11 protein-coding genes are annotated in these 16,829 nt (G+C 68.7%); 7 read left to right on the top strand and 4 right to left on the bottom strand.

Annotation, left to right across the window (positions count from 1 at the left end; genetic code table 11):
* The first annotated feature begins 669 nt into the window (after nucleotides 1-669).
* Genes V1634_RS14990 through V1634_RS14980 form a run of 3 tightly spaced genes read left to right on the top strand, consistent with a single transcriptional unit; the run spans nucleotide 670 to nucleotide 2,512 of the window.
* Entirely contained in the window at nucleotides 670-1,125 is a 456-nt protein-coding gene (locus V1634_RS14990) for an aminotransferase class I/II-fold pyridoxal phosphate-dependent enzyme (protein WP_331208425.1), read from the top strand.
* Nucleotides 1,026-1,325 carry a glycosyltransferase gene (locus tag V1634_RS14985; RefSeq protein WP_331208424.1) on the top strand — a complete coding sequence of 100 codons (300 nt, stop codon included), beginning with the start codon at nucleotides 1,026-1,028 and terminating at the stop codon, nucleotides 1,323-1,325. The genes V1634_RS14990 and V1634_RS14985 overlap by 100 nt, the downstream gene beginning before the upstream one ends.
* Complete coding sequence (locus tag V1634_RS14980) at nucleotides 1,322-2,512, top strand: acyltransferase family protein (RefSeq protein WP_331208423.1); 1,191 nt, start codon at nucleotides 1,322-1,324, stop codon at nucleotides 2,510-2,512. The genes V1634_RS14985 and V1634_RS14980 overlap by 4 nt, the downstream gene beginning before the upstream one ends.
* Before the next feature lie 68 nt (nucleotides 2,513-2,580).
* On the opposite strand, the gene V1634_RS14975 is transcribed toward V1634_RS14980, so the two are convergent.
* Together V1634_RS14975 and V1634_RS14970 are read right to left on the bottom strand one after the other, a co-directional pair.
* On the bottom strand, nucleotides 2,581-3,918 hold the full coding sequence (locus V1634_RS14975) for a cytochrome P450 (protein WP_331208422.1): 1,338 nt from the start codon (nucleotides 3,916-3,918) through the stop codon (nucleotides 2,581-2,583).
* A gap of 385 nt (nucleotides 3,919-4,303) precedes the next feature.
* On the bottom strand, nucleotides 4,304-5,959 hold the full coding sequence (locus V1634_RS14970; RefSeq protein ID WP_331208421.1) for a glycoside hydrolase family 43 protein: 1,656 nt from the start codon (nucleotides 5,957-5,959) through the stop codon (nucleotides 4,304-4,306).
* A 447-nt stretch (nucleotides 5,960-6,406) separates the two neighbouring features.
* Between V1634_RS14970 and V1634_RS14965 the strand changes: the two genes are divergently transcribed.
* Nucleotides 6,407-7,066 (top strand): dihydrofolate reductase family protein, encoded by a 660-nt coding sequence (locus V1634_RS14965; protein ID WP_331208420.1) that lies wholly within the window; start codon nucleotides 6,407-6,409, stop codon nucleotides 7,064-7,066.
* 233 nt (nucleotides 7,067-7,299) lie between these two features.
* Here the strand turns inward: V1634_RS14965 and V1634_RS14960 are convergent, their stop codons facing one another.
* Nucleotides 7,300-10,536, bottom strand: coding sequence for a BTAD domain-containing putative transcriptional regulator (locus tag V1634_RS14960; RefSeq protein ID WP_331208419.1), 3,237 nt, complete (start codon nucleotides 10,534-10,536; stop codon nucleotides 7,300-7,302).
* Between the two features lie 470 nt (nucleotides 10,537-11,006).
* Between V1634_RS14960 and V1634_RS14955 the strand changes: the two genes are divergently transcribed.
* The gene (locus tag V1634_RS14955) at nucleotides 11,007-11,636 is read left to right on the top strand and encodes a peptidoglycan-binding protein (protein ID WP_331208418.1); all 630 of its coding nucleotides are present in this window, start codon (nucleotides 11,007-11,009) and stop codon (nucleotides 11,634-11,636) included.
* 70 nt (nucleotides 11,637-11,706) lie between these two features.
* Nucleotides 11,707-12,564: a C40 family peptidase gene (locus V1634_RS14950; protein WP_331208417.1), complete on the top strand. Its 858-nt coding sequence runs from the start codon at nucleotides 11,707-11,709 to the stop codon at nucleotides 12,562-12,564.
* Nucleotides 12,565-12,802: 238 nt separating this feature from the next.
* On the opposite strand, the gene V1634_RS14945 is transcribed toward V1634_RS14950, so the two are convergent.
* Nucleotides 12,803-13,699: a hypothetical protein gene (locus tag V1634_RS14945; protein WP_331208416.1), complete on the bottom strand. Its 897-nt coding sequence runs from the start codon at nucleotides 13,697-13,699 to the stop codon at nucleotides 12,803-12,805.
* 273 nt (nucleotides 13,700-13,972) lie between these two features.
* Between V1634_RS14945 and V1634_RS14940 the strand changes: the two genes are divergently transcribed.
* The gene (locus tag V1634_RS14940) at nucleotides 13,973-16,795 is read left to right on the top strand and encodes an AfsR/SARP family transcriptional regulator (protein WP_331208415.1); all 2,823 of its coding nucleotides are present in this window, start codon (nucleotides 13,973-13,975) and stop codon (nucleotides 16,793-16,795) included.
* The last annotated feature ends 34 nt before the right edge of the window (nucleotides 16,796-16,829 follow it).

The raw sequence follows: 16,829 nt of genomic DNA, 5'->3' as shown, positions 1-16,829 counted from the left end.
CGCCGCTGGTGGATGTAGACAGCGGATCGGGGGATCAATGATCTATGCGCTGCCACCGCAACGCCACTCTTCCTGCGCTGCTATAGCGCCGCATCCCTGGGTTCTTACCTTGGTTCCCGAGGAGCGCTACAGAACAAGCCGGCAAGACTAGCGTCGATCTTCACGAGCCTATTGGCCTGATGTCGGCTGGTGTGCGTCAGCCTTGGACCTACCTTCTGGCCGCGGTGGCCTGGGCTTGCCTCCTCACCTCCAGAGTGGTCAGACGGCGATGCCAGCAAGACCGCTGGCGGCGTGTCCAAGGCCGGGAGCCGCGTCGGTGCCGTCGCTCGTCGGGCGGGGCGGCCGGGCCAGGCGCATCAATAGCACCTCCAGCCGTCTTCTGCGACCAAGCCGCCACCACTCTGCCGGGGACGAGGAACGCCCTCGCGCTGCGGTTCACCGAGTCGAGCCGTGCCGTCCTGTGCTGGCTCAGCCTGCGAGCTGGCGGCGCCAACGGGTGGCAGAGACGACCGCCTACCTCCCTCCGCACGGCGGATACGTGCTGGCCGATTTCGATCGCCGGTGCGCCACTGCCTAGAGCGGTTTGCCGACTACTGGAGCAGCAGGTCCGCTGAACGGCCCGATGCACACGAGGCACCAGACGAGAGGGGTTCGCGAACCGTGGTGACAGTGGATATCTTCGGTCGCTGCCAGTCATACAACGAGAGCCAGGAGGCTCGCGCAGCCGAGCTCAACCCGAACTTCATTCCCGTCGAGGGGCACGACGCGACCGCCGCGCAGACAATCGACGGCGACATCCTCATGTGCGGCTCGAACAACTACCTCGGGCTGACCTCTGACCCGCGCGTGAAAGCGGCAGCGCAGGCGGCGATCGAAGAGTACGGCACGTCGCGGACGAGCTCGCGGCTGCTCAACGGCAATACGCCACTACACGACGAACTGGAGCACGAGCTGGCCGACTTCCTCGGCATGCCGGCGGCGCTGGTGTTTCCGACCGGCTACCACTGGAAGCGCTTGCCCATGGCGTGCCGATGGTCGCGCTACCGGTGGGGAACGACCAACCAGGCGTGGCCGCCCGGCTCAAGTACCTCGGCGTGGGCGAGTCCAACCCGGTGCACAAGGTGAGTCCGGCGCGGCTGCGGGCGGCCATCGACAAGGTGGGCGACGACCCTGCCTACCACGCGAAAGCGCAGCACCACAAACGCCGGATCGCGCAGTTGGACGGCGTGCGGCGCGCGGCCGACATCGCGGAGGAGGCGTTCCGGACGCGCCGGCCGGTACGCAGACAGGAGATGTCCGAAACGACGGAGGGTGGCCGCCGATGACACAGCAGGCGGGACGTATGGCCCGGCAGCTGCCGACGCTTAACGGTTTGCGGGGGATCGCCGCGGTAACGGTTTTTTTCTCCCACACGACGTTGTTCGGCTTTTTCGCCGACGAGCGGGTCGACGACTGGTGGTACACGGCTCTCAGCCGTACCGGATCTGCCGCGCTCGGCTTCTTCTTCATCCTCAGCGGTTTCGTCCTGACCTGGTCGGCTCCCGACCACGAGCCGAATCGCCGGTTCTGGCGCCGCCGGGCCGCCCGGATCCTGCCGAACCACCTGGTCGTCTGTGCTGTGTTCATCGTTCTTCTAATCCTGGTACGAGGGGGCGCGCCGCTGTGGCCGACGCTGGCGAACGTCGCGCTGGTGCAGAGCTGGATTCCGAATGAGTTCATCTTCAACGGAGTCAATCCGCCGAGCTGGTCGCTGAGCTGTGAGATCTTCTTCTACGCATCGTTCCCGTGGCTGCTCGCCGGCATCCGAAAGCTCTCCGCTACCTGGCTCTGGTCGATGGCGGGTGGCATTGTCGCCGCGATGCTTGTCGCACCCGTCTTCTCCACGGCGTTCCTTCCGGCCGAGCCGACGTACACCTACGCGGACGCGGCATTTCCGCAGTTCTGGTTCGTACAACAGTTCCCGTTGATCCGGATGCTGGACTTCGTCCTCGGAATCGTCATCGCCCAACTCGTCATGCGGGGGCTGTGGATCAGGCTGAGCCTGCCCGCCGCCGCACTTGTCACGCTGGCCTTCTACGGCGTTTCCGAGGTCGTTCCGCTGCTCTACTCGGTGGTCGCGGCGATGGTCATCCCGCTCGCGCTGCTGGTGGCCGCCGCGGCGCGGGCGGACGTCGAGGGGCACCGCTCACCGCTGCGCGGGCGGGTCGCCGGCTGGCTGGGCGACACGTCCTTCGCCTTCTACCTCATTCACATCCTGGTGTTGTATGGCGCCGGCAACATGTCTCCGAGCGGCTTCGGTGTCGCCGCTGCGCTGGCCGTGATGATCGGCGCCTACCTGGTGACGCTCGCCCTTGCATCGTTGCTTCACATCGGCGTGGAACGGCCGATGATGCGCCGGTTCGCCAGATCCCGAAAACCTGCCGCCGGCCCTCAGCCCGCCGCAGTGGCTACCGCTTCGCCTGCCATTGAGCCGACACCCGTCGCGACGGGTGACGGGACGCGAGTCAGGTAGCGACAGCCGGAGGTCGGACCTGGCCTGGTGCCCTGGCTGATCCTGTCCGGATCAGCCAGGGCATCAGTTCACCGGACGGTCAGCGTGGCCCGGACCGCGTCAGCCGGACGCAGAGTGACCATGGGTACGACCTCAAGCCGCTCGTCGCGTGTGTCCACCCGGTAACGGGCGAGCAACGCGCTCAGCAGTACGGTCATCTCCAGCAGCGCGAAGTGTTCCCCGATGCAACTGCGCGGCCCGCCACCGAACGGAAAGTAGGCGTAGCGCGGCCGATCCTGCTGCCCGAGGAACCGGTCAGGCTCGAAGCGCTCCGGGTCGGGCCAGAATTCCGGATGCCGGTGCGTGACCCAGGGAGCAACCACCACCTTGGTATTGGCCGGAATCCGGTAACCGGAGACGACGACGTCGGTCTCGGTCATCCGCTCCATGCTGTACACGGGCGGGTACAGCCGCATGCCTTCCATCGCCGCAGCTCGCACAAGTTCCTGGTCGCCCGTGCCGATCCCGGCCGCGACCCGTTCCTGCACCTCGGGATGCCGACCCAGCAGGTGCATGGTGAAGGCCAGCCCGGCCGAGGTCGTCTCATGCCCGGCGAGCAGGAACACCAGGATCTGATCCCGGATCTCCTCCATGGACAGCGTCTGCCCGGTTTCCGGATCCTTGGCCGCGAACAACCGGCCGAGCATGTCCTCGTTCTCCTCGCCGCCGGTTCGCTGTCGGGCGGCAATGATGCGGTCGACGATCTCGTACTGGGTCGCGCGTACCTGCGTGATCCGGCGGGACCGCGGAGTCGGCCAGCTCAGCGGCAGCTTGACAACCTGTAGGGCGCGCGCCAGCGCGAGGTCGCCCAGAATGGGCATGAGCTCCTGCAGACGGGGGACGACCTCGTCGATGTCGTCGCCGAACAGTGCCCGGCCGACCACCCGCATCGTGTAGCGCTGCATGACTTGGTACAGGTCCACGACGGATCCCGTGGTGACCGCCATGTCGTCGACGACGCGGGCCGCTTCGTTGGCCATCAGCTCGGTGTAGCGGGCCACCCGGCGCGGTGTGAACAGCGGTTGCAGCGTCCGCCGCTGTTGCAGCCAACGGTCTCCGTCGCTGGTCAGCAGGCCCTCACCGATGAACTCCCGAAGGATTTCGTACGCGCTCGCGCGGCGGCTGAAGACCTGAGGCGTGGTAAGGACCTGATGGATGCCGTCGGGGTGGTGCACGTTCACCACGTCGACGCTGACGGCACGTGGCCCCCGAGGCAGTCCGACGTGGTAAGCAACCACGTCGCCGTACGTGTGGAAGCCGTCCAGGATCGATCCCAGCAGGTCGCGGCGGAGCGCCGGCAGCATGCCGAGTAGCGGATGCCCGGCCGGACCCGGTACGGCGATGGCCTTGGACAACTGTGTCGTCACGGTGATCCCCCGATCAGTTAATCGACCTACGTCGACTATATTTCCACGCGCCGTACCCCTTCTCAGTCCCTGGCCCCGCAGTGCGCAGCGATGGTCATCACCATCGCTTTCGCCAGTAGTCAAGAGTGCAGCACCAGCTCGGCCTCACTGGCCGGCGTGCGCTGCACGACCGCACCGCCTCCACGAGCGGCGGGATCGCGATCCGGCCGGCTCGCTTCGGCCGTCGCCGACCCCCGACCGGACTCGCTGGCCAGGCCGCGGCTCCGACGTCACCGGCACCCCCGCCGATCGGCCGAGGAGCGACAGCCGGGCGTGGCACCGCTGGACAGCGCGCACGCCCGGCCGCGCGGGCAGGCGCGGCTGCTGCGCTCGCGCCGGCGGCAGCTCACCAGTGGCGGTACGAGGCCCAGTCGAAGTCCGCGTATCCGCCCTCGGCGCCCAGGTCCTGAACCCACAGGCCGACGAATGCGCCGGTGAAGCCCCAGCCCTCAGGCTCGCCCTCCACGAGGGTCGCGGCGTACTCGTCGGACAGGATGGTGGCGTCCAGCTCCGCCGGCAGGTCGACCCAGCGCGCCGCACCGGCCAGTTGATAGGCGAACGTGACACGCGGACCGTCGAAGGTGACCCGCAGCGTGATGTCGTCCGCGCCCGGCAGATCGACGCGGCAGGCGTCGTGCATGACACGCCGACCGTTGTCGGAAGACATCACCTCAAGCACCGGCTGGCCGTCGTCGTCGGCGGTCAGATAGGCGTAGTGCCAGTTGCGGGTGTTGTAGTAGGCGGTGACGCCAGCGAGCTGGCGGTAGTTGGCCGGCTCGAAGTGCATGTAGGCGGTCAGCTCGCACTGCTGCGAGGTCACGCGACGCGCGACCAGGCTCGGACGCCGCCGGCCGACCGGCGACTGGCCGCCGTGAATCCGCAGGAACGAGGGCCGCGAAGTGAGATCCACCCAGTCCGCGGTGGCGTGACGGCGCAGCGTCGACCACTCGGGGCCGAGCACCGGGTCGGTGAAGTCGTCCCGCTCCTCCGCCAGATCGCCCGCCGGCTCAGCTTCGCCCGGCACGGGTACGATCACCGCCGGTATCCCGTCCTCGATGCGCGGCCACTCCCCCTCCGGCCATTGCACCGCCTGGATTGCGGTCTCCCGGCCGAGCACGCAGCGGCCGAGGGGGGTGTACGGCCGGGCCGTCAGGTGCGCCAGGTACCAACGCCCGTCCGGCGTGGACACGAGGCTGCCGTGACCGGCCTTCTGCAGCTCCAGCTCGGGACGACCGTACGAGGTGAGCATCGGGCCGGCCGGATCGACCTCGTACGGCCCGAACAGGCTACGGGAGCGGGCCACTGTCACCTGGTGCGTCCAGGAGGTGCCGCCCTCCGCGGTCACCAGGTAGTACCAGCCGTCCTTCTGGTACAGATGCGGAGCCTCGGTGGTGCCGGCGGTGGTTCCCTGGAAAATTGTCCGCTCGGTGCCGACGAGGAGCCGGGCCTCGCGGTCGTACTGCTGGATCTCGATGCCCGCGAACCGATCACGGCCCGGCCGCCAGTCCGCGGCCATCGACAGCATCCAGGTTGTGCCGTCCTCGTCGTGGAACAGCGACGGGTCGAACCCGCGCCCATGCAGTACCACCGGGTCCGACCAGGGCCCGGCAAGGTCGCGCGCGGTCACCAGATAGTTCTGCGGATCCCAGTACCCGCTGGCGAAGCTTGCCACGTCGGTGTACAGGAGATGGAACTCGCCATCCACATAGGACAGGTCGGGCGCCCACACGCCATTGGAGTCACCCGCTCCGGTGAGATCGAGAAGCCGCCGCTCGGTGAGGACGCCACCGAGCGGGCGCCAGCGCACCAGGTCGGTCGAGTGGTGCAGCCGGACGCCGGGGTACCACTCGAAGGTCGACGTGGCGATGTAGTAATCGGTGCCGACGCGCAAGATCGACGGGTCGGGGTTGAAGCCGGGAAGAACCGGGTTTCGGATCAGCCGGCCGGGCTCTTCGCCGCCGTGGGGCCCGGCTGCTGCCGGGCTCTTTGTTGCGGTCGTCATTTCGCTTCTCCGTAACGGTAGCCTCGTCGAAAGTTTCGGCGAAGTTTGATCGCCGGATCGGCACAGATTAGCCGTTGGAACGTCCTAGTGACAATGTCGGCGGCCTGTACAGCCGTGTCTTTTCAACGCTCCATGTCTCCGGAAGTTCTCCGATACTTCTCCCCCACAACCCTCTTGGTGGCCCCGCAATGAGGCCTGACCTCCGGGTCCGGTACGGCCGCTCCCGAGCGCCCGAGCGTGGTGCAGATCGCCGATGGTCCCGGGACCAATCCGGAGACGATGCGCAGTCGGGTCCGCACCGATGAGGCTGGACTCCGCGCACGCCCGCAGGCGGGCCGCTTCGCCGCAATGTCGTACCTGTACAAGACCCACCCTGGGCCCGGCAGCTAACGTCCGTCTGCCAGCCAACCCTGGCCGGCTGTCCGCAACCCGAATTCAGAGGAAACCGTGTTACTCAGCGTCAACATCTTCGTCAGCCTCGACGGTGTCATGCAAGGACCCGGAAATCCCGACGAGGACCGCTCGGGCGGCTTCGACCGCGGCGGGTGGCTCGTTCCGCACGCCTCGATGCAGACCAACGAGGTCGTCGAGAGCTGGTTCCGGGAGGCCGACGCGTTTCTCTTTGGCCGCACCAGCTTCGGCCTGCTCGGCGGGTACTGGCCGAAGGTCACCGAATCTGACAACCTGATCGCCACCAAGCTCAACACGCTGTCGAAGTACGTCGTCAGTTCCACGCTGACCGACGATGAAGCCGATTGGAACCCGACGACGGTCCTACGCGGTGACCCGGCCGACGAGGTACGCCGCCTCAAGGAGCTTCCCGGCAAGGAACTCCAGGTTCACGGAAGCTGGAAACTCGTGCAGACGCTGCACCAGGCAGGACTTGTCGACGTCTACCGGCTGCTGCAATACCCGGTCGTCGTCGGCACGGGAAAGCGCCTGTTCCCGGACGGATCGACGCCCGCGACGTTCGCAACCGTCGAAAAGAGCTCGCGCGTACTGCCCGGCGGGGTCGTCTCGCTGACCCTCAACCCCACGAGCCTCGGCGCGATCTCCGCAGGCGCGTACACGGTCGACGAAGGGCGCTCGGCGACGGTCCTAGACTGACATCGGTGCCCGACCGGCTCAGGCTCTGATCTCCGGCTAGGACCTGTGTCGAAGCCGGTCACAGCCACTCGTTGATGGCGGCGGGCTGGATACTGGCACCGTACGGCCGCCCTTGGATCCCTTGGCCCGTCGGTGGGCATCCCGGTCGGTCTAGCCGTAGGGTGGCCGGCCGCCGAGATCTCCACGATCATGGTCGAGTACGTACACCGTCCGGCACCCGACCACCGGTTCGGTCAGCGTCTCGACGCGTGCAGTGCGGCCAGGGCCCGCCTTTCGAGCAGACGGAAACCGCAGGATCCGGCGATCGCCACGGCCTGTTCGGCGGTGTAGCTCGCCGAGGCCGGGTCACCGGCGGAGAGCCGGGCGGTGGCGAAGCCGACCAGTGCCCGTGCCTCCACGAACGGGTAGGCGTTGTGTGCGATCGACACGCAATGCTCGAACCACTGGATGGCGGCCGTCGCTTCTCCGAGCGCGAGGTATGCCTGGGCGGCAGTGGCCGCGGTTTGTGCCGTGGCCCTCCTGTCGCGGACCGCGATCGCCATGTCGTGCGCCTGCCTCGCCACCTCCAGCGCGGTGACGGCGTCTCCGCGTTGGAGGTGCAGCTGACTCAGCTCATCCAAGGTGGACATCTCGCCGCGCAGGTTCGACTTGTTCCGGTACGCCGCGAGCACCTTGCTGAGCAGTTCGGAGGCACGCGCCTCCGCACCGAGCTGACGTAGCGCGCTCGCCAGGTTGCCCTGATTGGCCAGCGCCGACGTTTCCCGGCCGGTCGCCTCGTTGATCTTCAGCGCCGCGTTGAGTAGTTCGACGGCGTCCCGCAGCTCGCCCCGGCACAGCCGCAGCACCCCGAGTCCGTTGAGCGCGACCGCCCGCACGTGACCGAGCCGGTCGTCCTCGGTCAGCTCAAGCGCTCGGTGCAGCCACTCCTCCGCGTCGGTGAGCTTGCCCTGCTCCAGATAGTTCCACCCGATCTGATGGGACAGGTACGCCGCGGCCGTCGTCCAGCCGGTACTGACCGCGAGCTGCTCGCCGGCGAGGCAGTCGGACAGCGCCTCGTCGTCCCGGCCAACCGACCACAGCGCCTGGCCACGGCTGATCAACATCGCGGTCCGCGCGACGTCGTCACCGGCTCTGTTGGCCGCGTCCAGGCCTGCCTCCGCCGCAGACAGCCAGCCGTCGACGTGCCGGCGAACCAGGAAGTAGCCGCGGAGCTGGTCGGTGATCCGCCAGGCCAGTGCGCGGGCGGCGGACCCGGCCGCGTGCCGGACAACGGCGAGCAATGCGGGCAGCTCGACGTCCAACCAGGCGAGCGCCTCGGCTTCGGTGCCGAAGAACGTGTCCCGCTCGGCATGCGTCTCGAGCCGGACGAGCTGCGGGTACACCCATTCCATCGCGGCGGTCACCGCGTCGGCGTACCAGGCGTACAGCCGGGAGCGTGCCGGGTCGCCCTCGGCATCGTCGGCGAGCAGCCGGCGGGCGTACAGGCCGAGCAGGTCATGGAACCGGTAGCGGTCCCTCGTGTACTGCATCAGCATGTTCGCCTCGAGCAGATCCTCCAGCACGCGGTCGGCCTCGGCCGCCGGCATCGCCAACAGGATGCTGGTGCCATCGGCGCCGAAGTCGTCACCCGGGTGCGTGCCGCACAACCGGAACGCCCGCTGGGCCACCGTACTCAGATCGGCGTAGCTGAGCTGGAAACTGGTGAGCATGCTCGACTCACCGGTGGACAGTTCGGTGAGTCTGCGGTTGTCGTCCTGCAGTCGGCGAGTCAGGTCGCCGATGGTCCATGCCTGCCGAGTGGCCAGCCTGGCGCTTGCGATGCGCAGCGCCAGCGGCAGCCGTGCGCATGCCTCGGCGAGCGCGGCCGCCGCGTCGGGATCGGCGTCGGTCCGATGCGATCCGGTGGTCGCGGCGATCAGGGTGATCGACTCCTCCGGGCTGAGCGGTTCGAGGTCGACGACGCTCGCGCCGGTAAGGCCAGGCATCCGGCGTCGGCTGGTGACGACCAAGTCGCTGCCGCCCGCTCCGGGCAGCAGGGGCCGGACCTGGCCGGCGTCATGCGCGTTGTCCAGAAGCACCAGCATCCGGCGGTCGGCGAGTTCGCTGCGGAACAACGCGGCCGCCTCGTTCTCGTCGGTCCCGATCTGCCTGCTCGGCACGCCGAGCGCGCGCAGAAACCGGCCGAGCACCCGCATCGGTTCCAGTGCGGTCGCGGTGGCGCCACGCAGGTCAGCGTAGAGCTGACCGTCGGGGTACCTCGCACGCAACCGGTGCGCAGCGGCGAGCGCGAGAGCGGTCTTACCGACTCCCGCGATGCCAGCGATCAACACGATTCGGGACGACGTCGATCCGGACTCCTGGCCCGTCCTGGCGAGCGCGGCCTCGATTCTGGCGATCTCGTCCGCCCTGCCGACGAAGTCCGGCGGCGCGGCGGGCGCCTGCTGGACCGCGGTCCACCCCATCGTCCGTCGAACCTGCCGATCCTGCTGCCGGAGCACCGCGAGCTGGGCGGACCTCAGCCGCTCGCCGGGATCGATACCGAGCTGGTCGGCGAGCGCGGCCCGGATCCGCTCGTACGCCGCAAGTGCCTCCGCCTGCCGACCGCTCGCCGCCAGGGTCAGGATCAGCTCGGCATGCAGCGGCTCGTCCAGCTCGCGACGACCCGCCAGCTCTCGCAGCGGTTTGAACGCCTGTTCCGGCCTGCCGAGATCGCGCGCCAGCGTGGCGAACCGCTGGACCGTGCTGGCGTACTCGGTGGCTATCGCGGTGTAGAGCGGGCTCGACGCCACCCGCTCCGCGTCGATGTCACCGCGCCACAGCGCGACGGCCTGGGCCAGCCGGGTCAACGCCTCCTCCGGCTCGCCGTACGCCGCCCGCGTGGTGAGGTCGCGGAACGTCAGCAGGTCCAGGTGATCGGGGCCGACCGCGAGCCGGTACCCGGTCTGACCGCCGACGAGGACGCTGCCGGTTTGTCCGTCGGTGGTCAGCAGCCGCCGCAACCTGGCGACGTGCGTGTGCAACAGGTTCGCCGTCTTCTGGGCCTCGCTGTGCTGCCACAGAAGTTCGACGAGTTCGTCCTGCCCGACCGCCGCGCCGGCGCCGAGCGCGAGCCGCGCGAGCAGCGTGCGTTGGGTGTCGGAGCCGAGGGATGCCTGGACGTCGCCGTGCCAGACCTCGACCGGACCGAGCACACGGATGCGCAGCGGGCCCCGACGGACCGGACCCGCTTCGGCGAGTCGGGCACGATGGGCTTCGGCGGCGGCGTGAAGTTGCTCGACGTCGCGCCCGTCCAACCCCAGTGCGGTGGCGATTGCTTGGACCGAGTGCCGCTTCGGGCTTCTCGTCCTGCCCTGTTCCAGGTCGCGGATCGCGCCCGCGCTCACGCCCGCCCGGCCGGCGAGTTGCCGTTGCGTCATCCCGGTTCGGCGGCGATAGGCTCTGAGCAGTCCGCCGAAGCTTGTCGCCGTCACTCGTACCTACGCCGAGTGACCAGACCGTTGAGCTGCGATCTTCGGGGCACCAAACGATCCTAATGCCTCGTCTTCGACGGATGATCGTGTAATCCGTCGACTCCCGGCGGTCCTCGGCAGGGCTGTCTCCCGACGCTCGTACCGCGGGAGGTGGTGGCTGTTGGCAGCCGCCCTGACAGGTTCGTCCGGCAGGCGCCCGGCCGAAAGGGCTCGAGACTGCCGGGCGTACTGGTTCCACTGATCACGACTCCGCCGTCTCGGGCGGGCGTGTGTCCGGTACGGGCGGCGTACCCGGCGGTACGGGCGGAGTACGGACAGCGCAGCGCCACCGACGATGGCTACGTTTCGCCAGCCACCAGGAGAACCGGGCGGGCACCGGCGGAACGACAGGGGACGTGATGAGTGCGGCGTTTGCGCGGCGATTGCCGCGTCCGACAGACAACCGGTCTCGAGCAGGAGTGTCGACGGTGATGGGCGCGGCACTCGTGTTGCTCGCTTCGGGCATGCTGTGGCCGATGTCGTCCGCCTCCGCCGATGTCGAGACGAGCGCGGCGACATTGTGCGACGTGGACCTCGAATACGGCGAATCGGGAAGCTGCGTCGAGCGGTTGCAGCGGCGGCTCAACGAGTTGGGCCTCAACTGCGGCAATCAGGTCAGCGTCGACGGCGTGTTCGGCGCGGCGACGCGGATGCGGGTCTTCGCGTTTCAGGGACGCAACCGGCTGACGATGACCGGGGAAGTCGGGTCGGTGACCCGTTCGAAGCTCGCCAACCCGGACCAGCGGTTGAGCGTAGTCTGCGACTCGACCGTGGAGAGCCAGATCCGCGCCGTCTTCCCGGACTCGATCGCGAACAAGGCGGTCAGGGTCGCCCGGTGCGAGTCGGGGCTCAACCCCATCGCCGTCGGTCTGAACACCAACGGAACCAAGGACGTCGGGGTGTTTCAGTTCAACACCGGCGGAACGTTGCAGGAATACCTGCCGGGAGCGACCTCGGCAGTGAAGGTCGACAACGCGTTGAGTTCGGCGGACAACATTCACGCCGCCTATGACCTGTACCGGGCCCGCGGCTGGCAGCCGTGGACGTGCGGCAACGCGTGACCCTGATCCCACGTTGAAAGGAATATTTGCCATGGAAGGGAAAGCTATGAAAAGCAGAATTACGACGTTGGTGACGTCCTTCGCCGTCGCGGTCTCCGGCGCCGTCTTCGTGGCGGCACCTTCGGCGTCTGCCGATGGTCTGAGCAACCCGAGTGGCACGCTCACCGTCTCCTGCCCGGGCGCCGAGGCCTTCATCCAGGTCGACTGGAAGGCCGGCGACAAGGTGACCGTCCGCTGGCGCGTCGAGGACACCGGCACGGCGAGCAACATCTCCCCGGTGCTACGGATCCAGGCCCACGATGCCGACCACGGCGCTGCACCGTTCATCTTTCCCAGCGGTGACCCCTTCTTCGTCCTCCGAGGCGGCAACGGTCATCACGAGGTCGGCCTCAGGTCCGACTGGAACCCCGACAACATTCCCAACATCAACCACCTCAAGGTGAGGGTCCAGAACGGGACGACCGAGCAGGGCACCTCGTGCTTCGAGGAGAGGGAGATCTTCAACTGGACGATGATCGGTCACAAGAACGCCATGGCGAAGCTCGGCGCCCCCTACGTTCTGGGAGGTGAAGGCCCAGGCTATGACTGCTCCGGCCTGGTCTACGCCTCCTACAACCCGATCGGCAACTTCCCCGGCTGGCCGGTCCGCCGCGCGGTCGACATGTGGAACTGGGCCAAGGACCACCAGTCCCCGGGCAAGTTCTATGCCAAGTCGGTCGACTACTCGGACCTGAAGGTCGGTGACCTGATCTTCTACAAGACGACCAGCGAAGCCGTCGGTCACGTTGCCTTCTGGGAGGGGGACGGCCGGATCCTCGACGCGCCCGAACCCGGCACCAAGGTCTCGGTCCGTGACGAAGGCGGCCTCCGCAACGTCCGCGTCGCGGCCTTCCGCATCCTCGGAGTCTCGACCGTCGCCAACGGATGACATCCACTCCTGGGTGTCCAGGACCCGACCGGGGCACCCAGGAGACCGTCACCCCGCGACGGCCACCGATCCCAGCACAGACCACCCGGAATGTCGGCTCCGGCGTGCGCCAACCGGCTACATCCGCAGCCACGGCGTCGGCATCACCAGCTTCACGACCCAGGCATCGTCGGCACCAGGCTCCGGACGGGTCCGTCCGAGTACGGCTGGTCTCGGACGGACCCACGGGGGCCTTCCGCTACTGGCCGTACGCCTTCGCGGTCCAGCCGAGCGAGCCGAGGGAACCGCCCTTGATGTCCGTGCCGACTCCGTCCGTCTTGTTGGCGTCGAAGTGCACGGAGGCCCTGCCGTCGGCGGTGATCCCGAGCAACGGCCGGCCGTTGGGGTGGGCGTCACAGTAGCCCGTGCTGAGGCTGGTGAAGGGTGCCCAGCCACTCGTCCGCAACACCTTCGAGGTGATCGTCGTCGGGGTGGCCCGGTTGATCCGCCACTCCTTGAGTTCCCCGTTGGTCTTGGTACCGATCAGCACGTCCACGGCGGCGCTGCCCGTACCGCCGCTGCGTTCGTAGGTCAGGGTGTTGACCGTGTCCCAGCCGGTGCTGGCCAGCTGTACCGGTGGCAAGAGAGTGTGCACGCCGTCCACGTAGATTTCCTCGTAGCGGTAGAGCGAACTGCCCGCCACGCGGTAGAGGTACGGCGACGCCGATGCGAGGATGCGGGTATTGGCGAACCCGATGGCGAAGTGGCTGGAGCTCGACGACATGATACGCCAGTTGCCGTCGATCAAGTGGCCCTCACGCCTCAACTTGTAGAGCCGACCGTCGGTCGGATGGGCGGCGTACTCGGTGCTGCGGAAGATGGTGTCGTCACCGGAGGCGCCGATCTGTTGGTGCGCGGTCGGCACCCAGTTCAGAGTGTCGTTGGCGTAGGCGTTGGTGCTGGTCTCGCCGCCGGAGTAGACGTAGGTGAGACGCTGTCCGTCGGAGCGGTACGCCGCTGTGGAGACACGGCAGTCCGAGGGAACGTCGCTGAGCGCCGCGCTCGCCGGCCGGGCGGGCACGACGACTCCGGTCACGGCGAGGCCGGTCGCGACAGCGGTCAGCGTCCTCGCTGCGGCGACGATGGATTTGTGCATGGGGAGAGTTCCTCCAGGTAGGGCAGGTTCGGAACAGCCAGGTTCGCGCCGTCGGACGTTTCGTCCGCCGCGAACCACTGATCATGATGTTGAACCGGACTCTTCGTCGCGCGTACCAGGGAATGGGGGTGCTCTTTCAGGGGGCGGTACGGACGGTAGAACCGTACGGTGCGCCCCGCACAATCGCCGCACAAGCGGCGTACAGCTCACCCGCCCGCTCCCGTCATCCAGGTGCGGCGCACCTGGTGACAGGTAGCGGCGCTCAACTGTGAGGTGCCTGTGCGTTTCGACCTCCTCGGCCCGCTCCGTGTGTACCGTGAAGGCCAGCCAGTTCGGCTGGGCTCGGTGAAGCAACGTCTCCTGTTGGCCACCTTGCTGCTGCGACCGAACGAGGTCGTCGGCACCAACGAGTTGGCCGCGATGCTGTGGGGCGACGAACAGCCGGCGTCGGCCGGGGCGAACCTGCGCACCTACGTACGCGGGCTGCGGCAGTCGCTGGGCGGAGGGACGCCCTGGGAGGGGATCACCACTGCCGCCGGCGGCTACCTGCTGCGGGTGGGTTCGGGCGAGCGGGATCTGGACCTGTTCGACGCCGCGGCGGCGCGGGGCCGCGACGCTCTCGCCGCAACGGATGCGGGCCGGGCCGAGGCCGAACTCTCCGCCGCGGTGGGCCTCTGGCGCGGGGACGCGCTGTCCGACCTGCCGCTGCGTCCGGCGCTGGCCCGACGCGTGGCGCAGTTGGAGGAGCGCCGGCTGCTCGCCGAGGAGGACTACGCCGAGGCGCTGCTGGCGCTCGACTCGCCGGCCGACGTGGTGCGCCGGCTGCGTACCCTGCTCGACCGGAACCCCCTGCGGCAGCGGGCGTGGGGGCAGCTGATGGTGGGCCTGTACCGCAGCGGAGACGTGGCCGGCGCACTGGATGCCTTCCGGCAGGCTCGGCAGGTGCTGGCCGAGGAGACCGGCCTCGATCCGGCGCCGGAACTCACCGGGTTGTACGACGACATCCTGCATCACCGCCCAGGGCTGGCGGCGCACCCGCCACCGGCGCCGGACGGGCCGGTGCCGGGCACGGTACCGGGGCCACTCGTCCAACGCCCCATGCAGCTGCCGCGTGCGGTGCCGGAGTTCGTCGGCCGCAGAGCCGAACTGGCCAGCCTCGACGCGCTCCTCGACGGCGGGGCGCGGGGGCCGACGACCGTGGTCATCTCCGCGGTGTCCGGCATGGCCGGGGTCGGCAAGACCGCTCTGGCACTGCACTGGGCACACCGGGCGGCCGCCCGCTTTCCCGACGGACAGCTCTATGTCAACCTCCGCGGATACGACGAAGCCGGCGTGGTGTCCCCACCCGACGCCCTGTCCGGCTTCCTCGAAGCGCTCGGCGTATCCCACGCCCGGATACCCTCCGACACCGAGGCCCGGACGGGCCTCTACCGCAGCTTGCTGGCCTCTCGTCGGATGCTCGTGGTGCTCGACAACGCCCGCGACTCCGCGCAGGTTCGCGCCCTGCTGCCCGGCGCCGGCCGCTGCATGGTCGTGGTCACCAGCCGGGACCGGCTCGACGGCCTGATCGCGGCCGAGTGCGCCGCGCCGTTGACGCTGGGTCTGCTCACCGCTGAGGAGTCGACGAGCCTGCTCGCCAGCCGGATCGGCGTCAGCCGCCTCGCCTCCGAGCCGGCCGCGGTGGCCGACATCGTCGAGGCCGCTGGCCGGCTCCCGCTGGCATTGTCGATAGTGGCGGCACGGGTCGCCACCCATCCCACGTTTCCGCTCGGCGCCATCGCGGCCGAACTGCATTCAGCCGAGGCGAGGCTGGACGCGTTGGCCGACGGCGATGTCCGCCGCGTCTTCTCCTGGTCGTACCTGGCCCTGGGGCAGGATGCGGCCCGGCTGTTCACCCTGCTGGGGCTGCATCCGGGCCCGGACCTGACCGCCGCCGCGGCCGCGGCGCTCGCCGGCGTGTCGACTGCGGCCGTCACGCCGCGACTGCGGGACTTGACCCGGCTCCATCTGCTGGCCGAGCACACGCCCGGCCGGTACGCCTTCCACGATCTTCTGCGCGCCTATGCGGCCGAGTTCGTGGAGTCGTCGGAGCGCGCCGACGAACGCGCTGCCGCCCGAAGGCGGCTGTACGACCACTACCTGCACGCCGCCTATCCGGCGGCCCTGCTGCTCCAGCCGCAATGGGCTCCAATCGAGCCGGTGCCACCGCTGTCCGTACCCGCCAGTCGGCCGGTGACCGATCACGACGGCGCGCTCGCCTGGTTCACGGCGGAGCACCGGGTGCTGAGCCGGGTGGTCCAGCAGGCCGCCGAGAACGGCTTCGAAGCGTACGCCTGGCAGATCGCCTGGTCATTGAACACTTTCCTGGCCCCGCGCGGCCTGTGGCAGGACCAGCTCGCCACCCAACGGGTCGCGCTGGCCGCCGCAGAGAAGATCGACGACCTCGCCGGCCAGGCCGCCGCCAACCGGCTGCTCGCCCGCGCACTGACCCGACTCGGCGACCACGACGCCGCCGAGTACCGACTGGAGCGCGCACTCGAGCTACACGAACGCCTCGGCGATCCGACTGGCCAGGCCCAGACGCTGCACAACTACTGCGAACTCTGCTACCTGGACGGCCGGCTCGACGAAGCGCTCGCCCACGGTCGCGAGGCGCTTCGGCTCTACCGGTCGGCCGGTAACCGCTCGGGGGAAGCCCGGACGCTCAACGCGATCGGTTGGCTGCTGGCCACCACCGGCGACTATGTCCAGGCCATCGAAAGCTGCACGGAAGCACTCGCCCAGCAACGACGGAGCGACGACCGCAACGGCCAGGCCGCAACGCTGGACAGCCTCGGCTTCGCCTACGACCGCCTCGGCGACCGCGACCGCGCGGCCGACTGCTTCGAGCAGGCGATCCAACTCTTTCGCGAATCCGTCGACCGGTATCACGAGGCGGAAACGCTCATCCGGCTCGGGGACACCCGGGAAGGAATGGGCGACCGGACCGCTGCCGCTGCCGCCTGGCGCCAGGCCGTGCGGATCTACGAGGATTCGGGCGACCCCGGGGCCGAGGAGGCCCGCCGCCGCCTCGAACGCTACGGATTGGAAGGTTAGCGGTTCGAGTCCCCCAAGCGAAAAAAATCATGGT

The sequence above is a fragment of the Plantactinospora veratri genome, assembly GCF_036421995.1.
GTDB lineage: Bacteria > Actinomycetota > Actinomycetes > Mycobacteriales > Micromonosporaceae > Plantactinospora > Plantactinospora veratri.
This window is presented reverse-complemented; position numbering and strand designations above follow the sequence as displayed.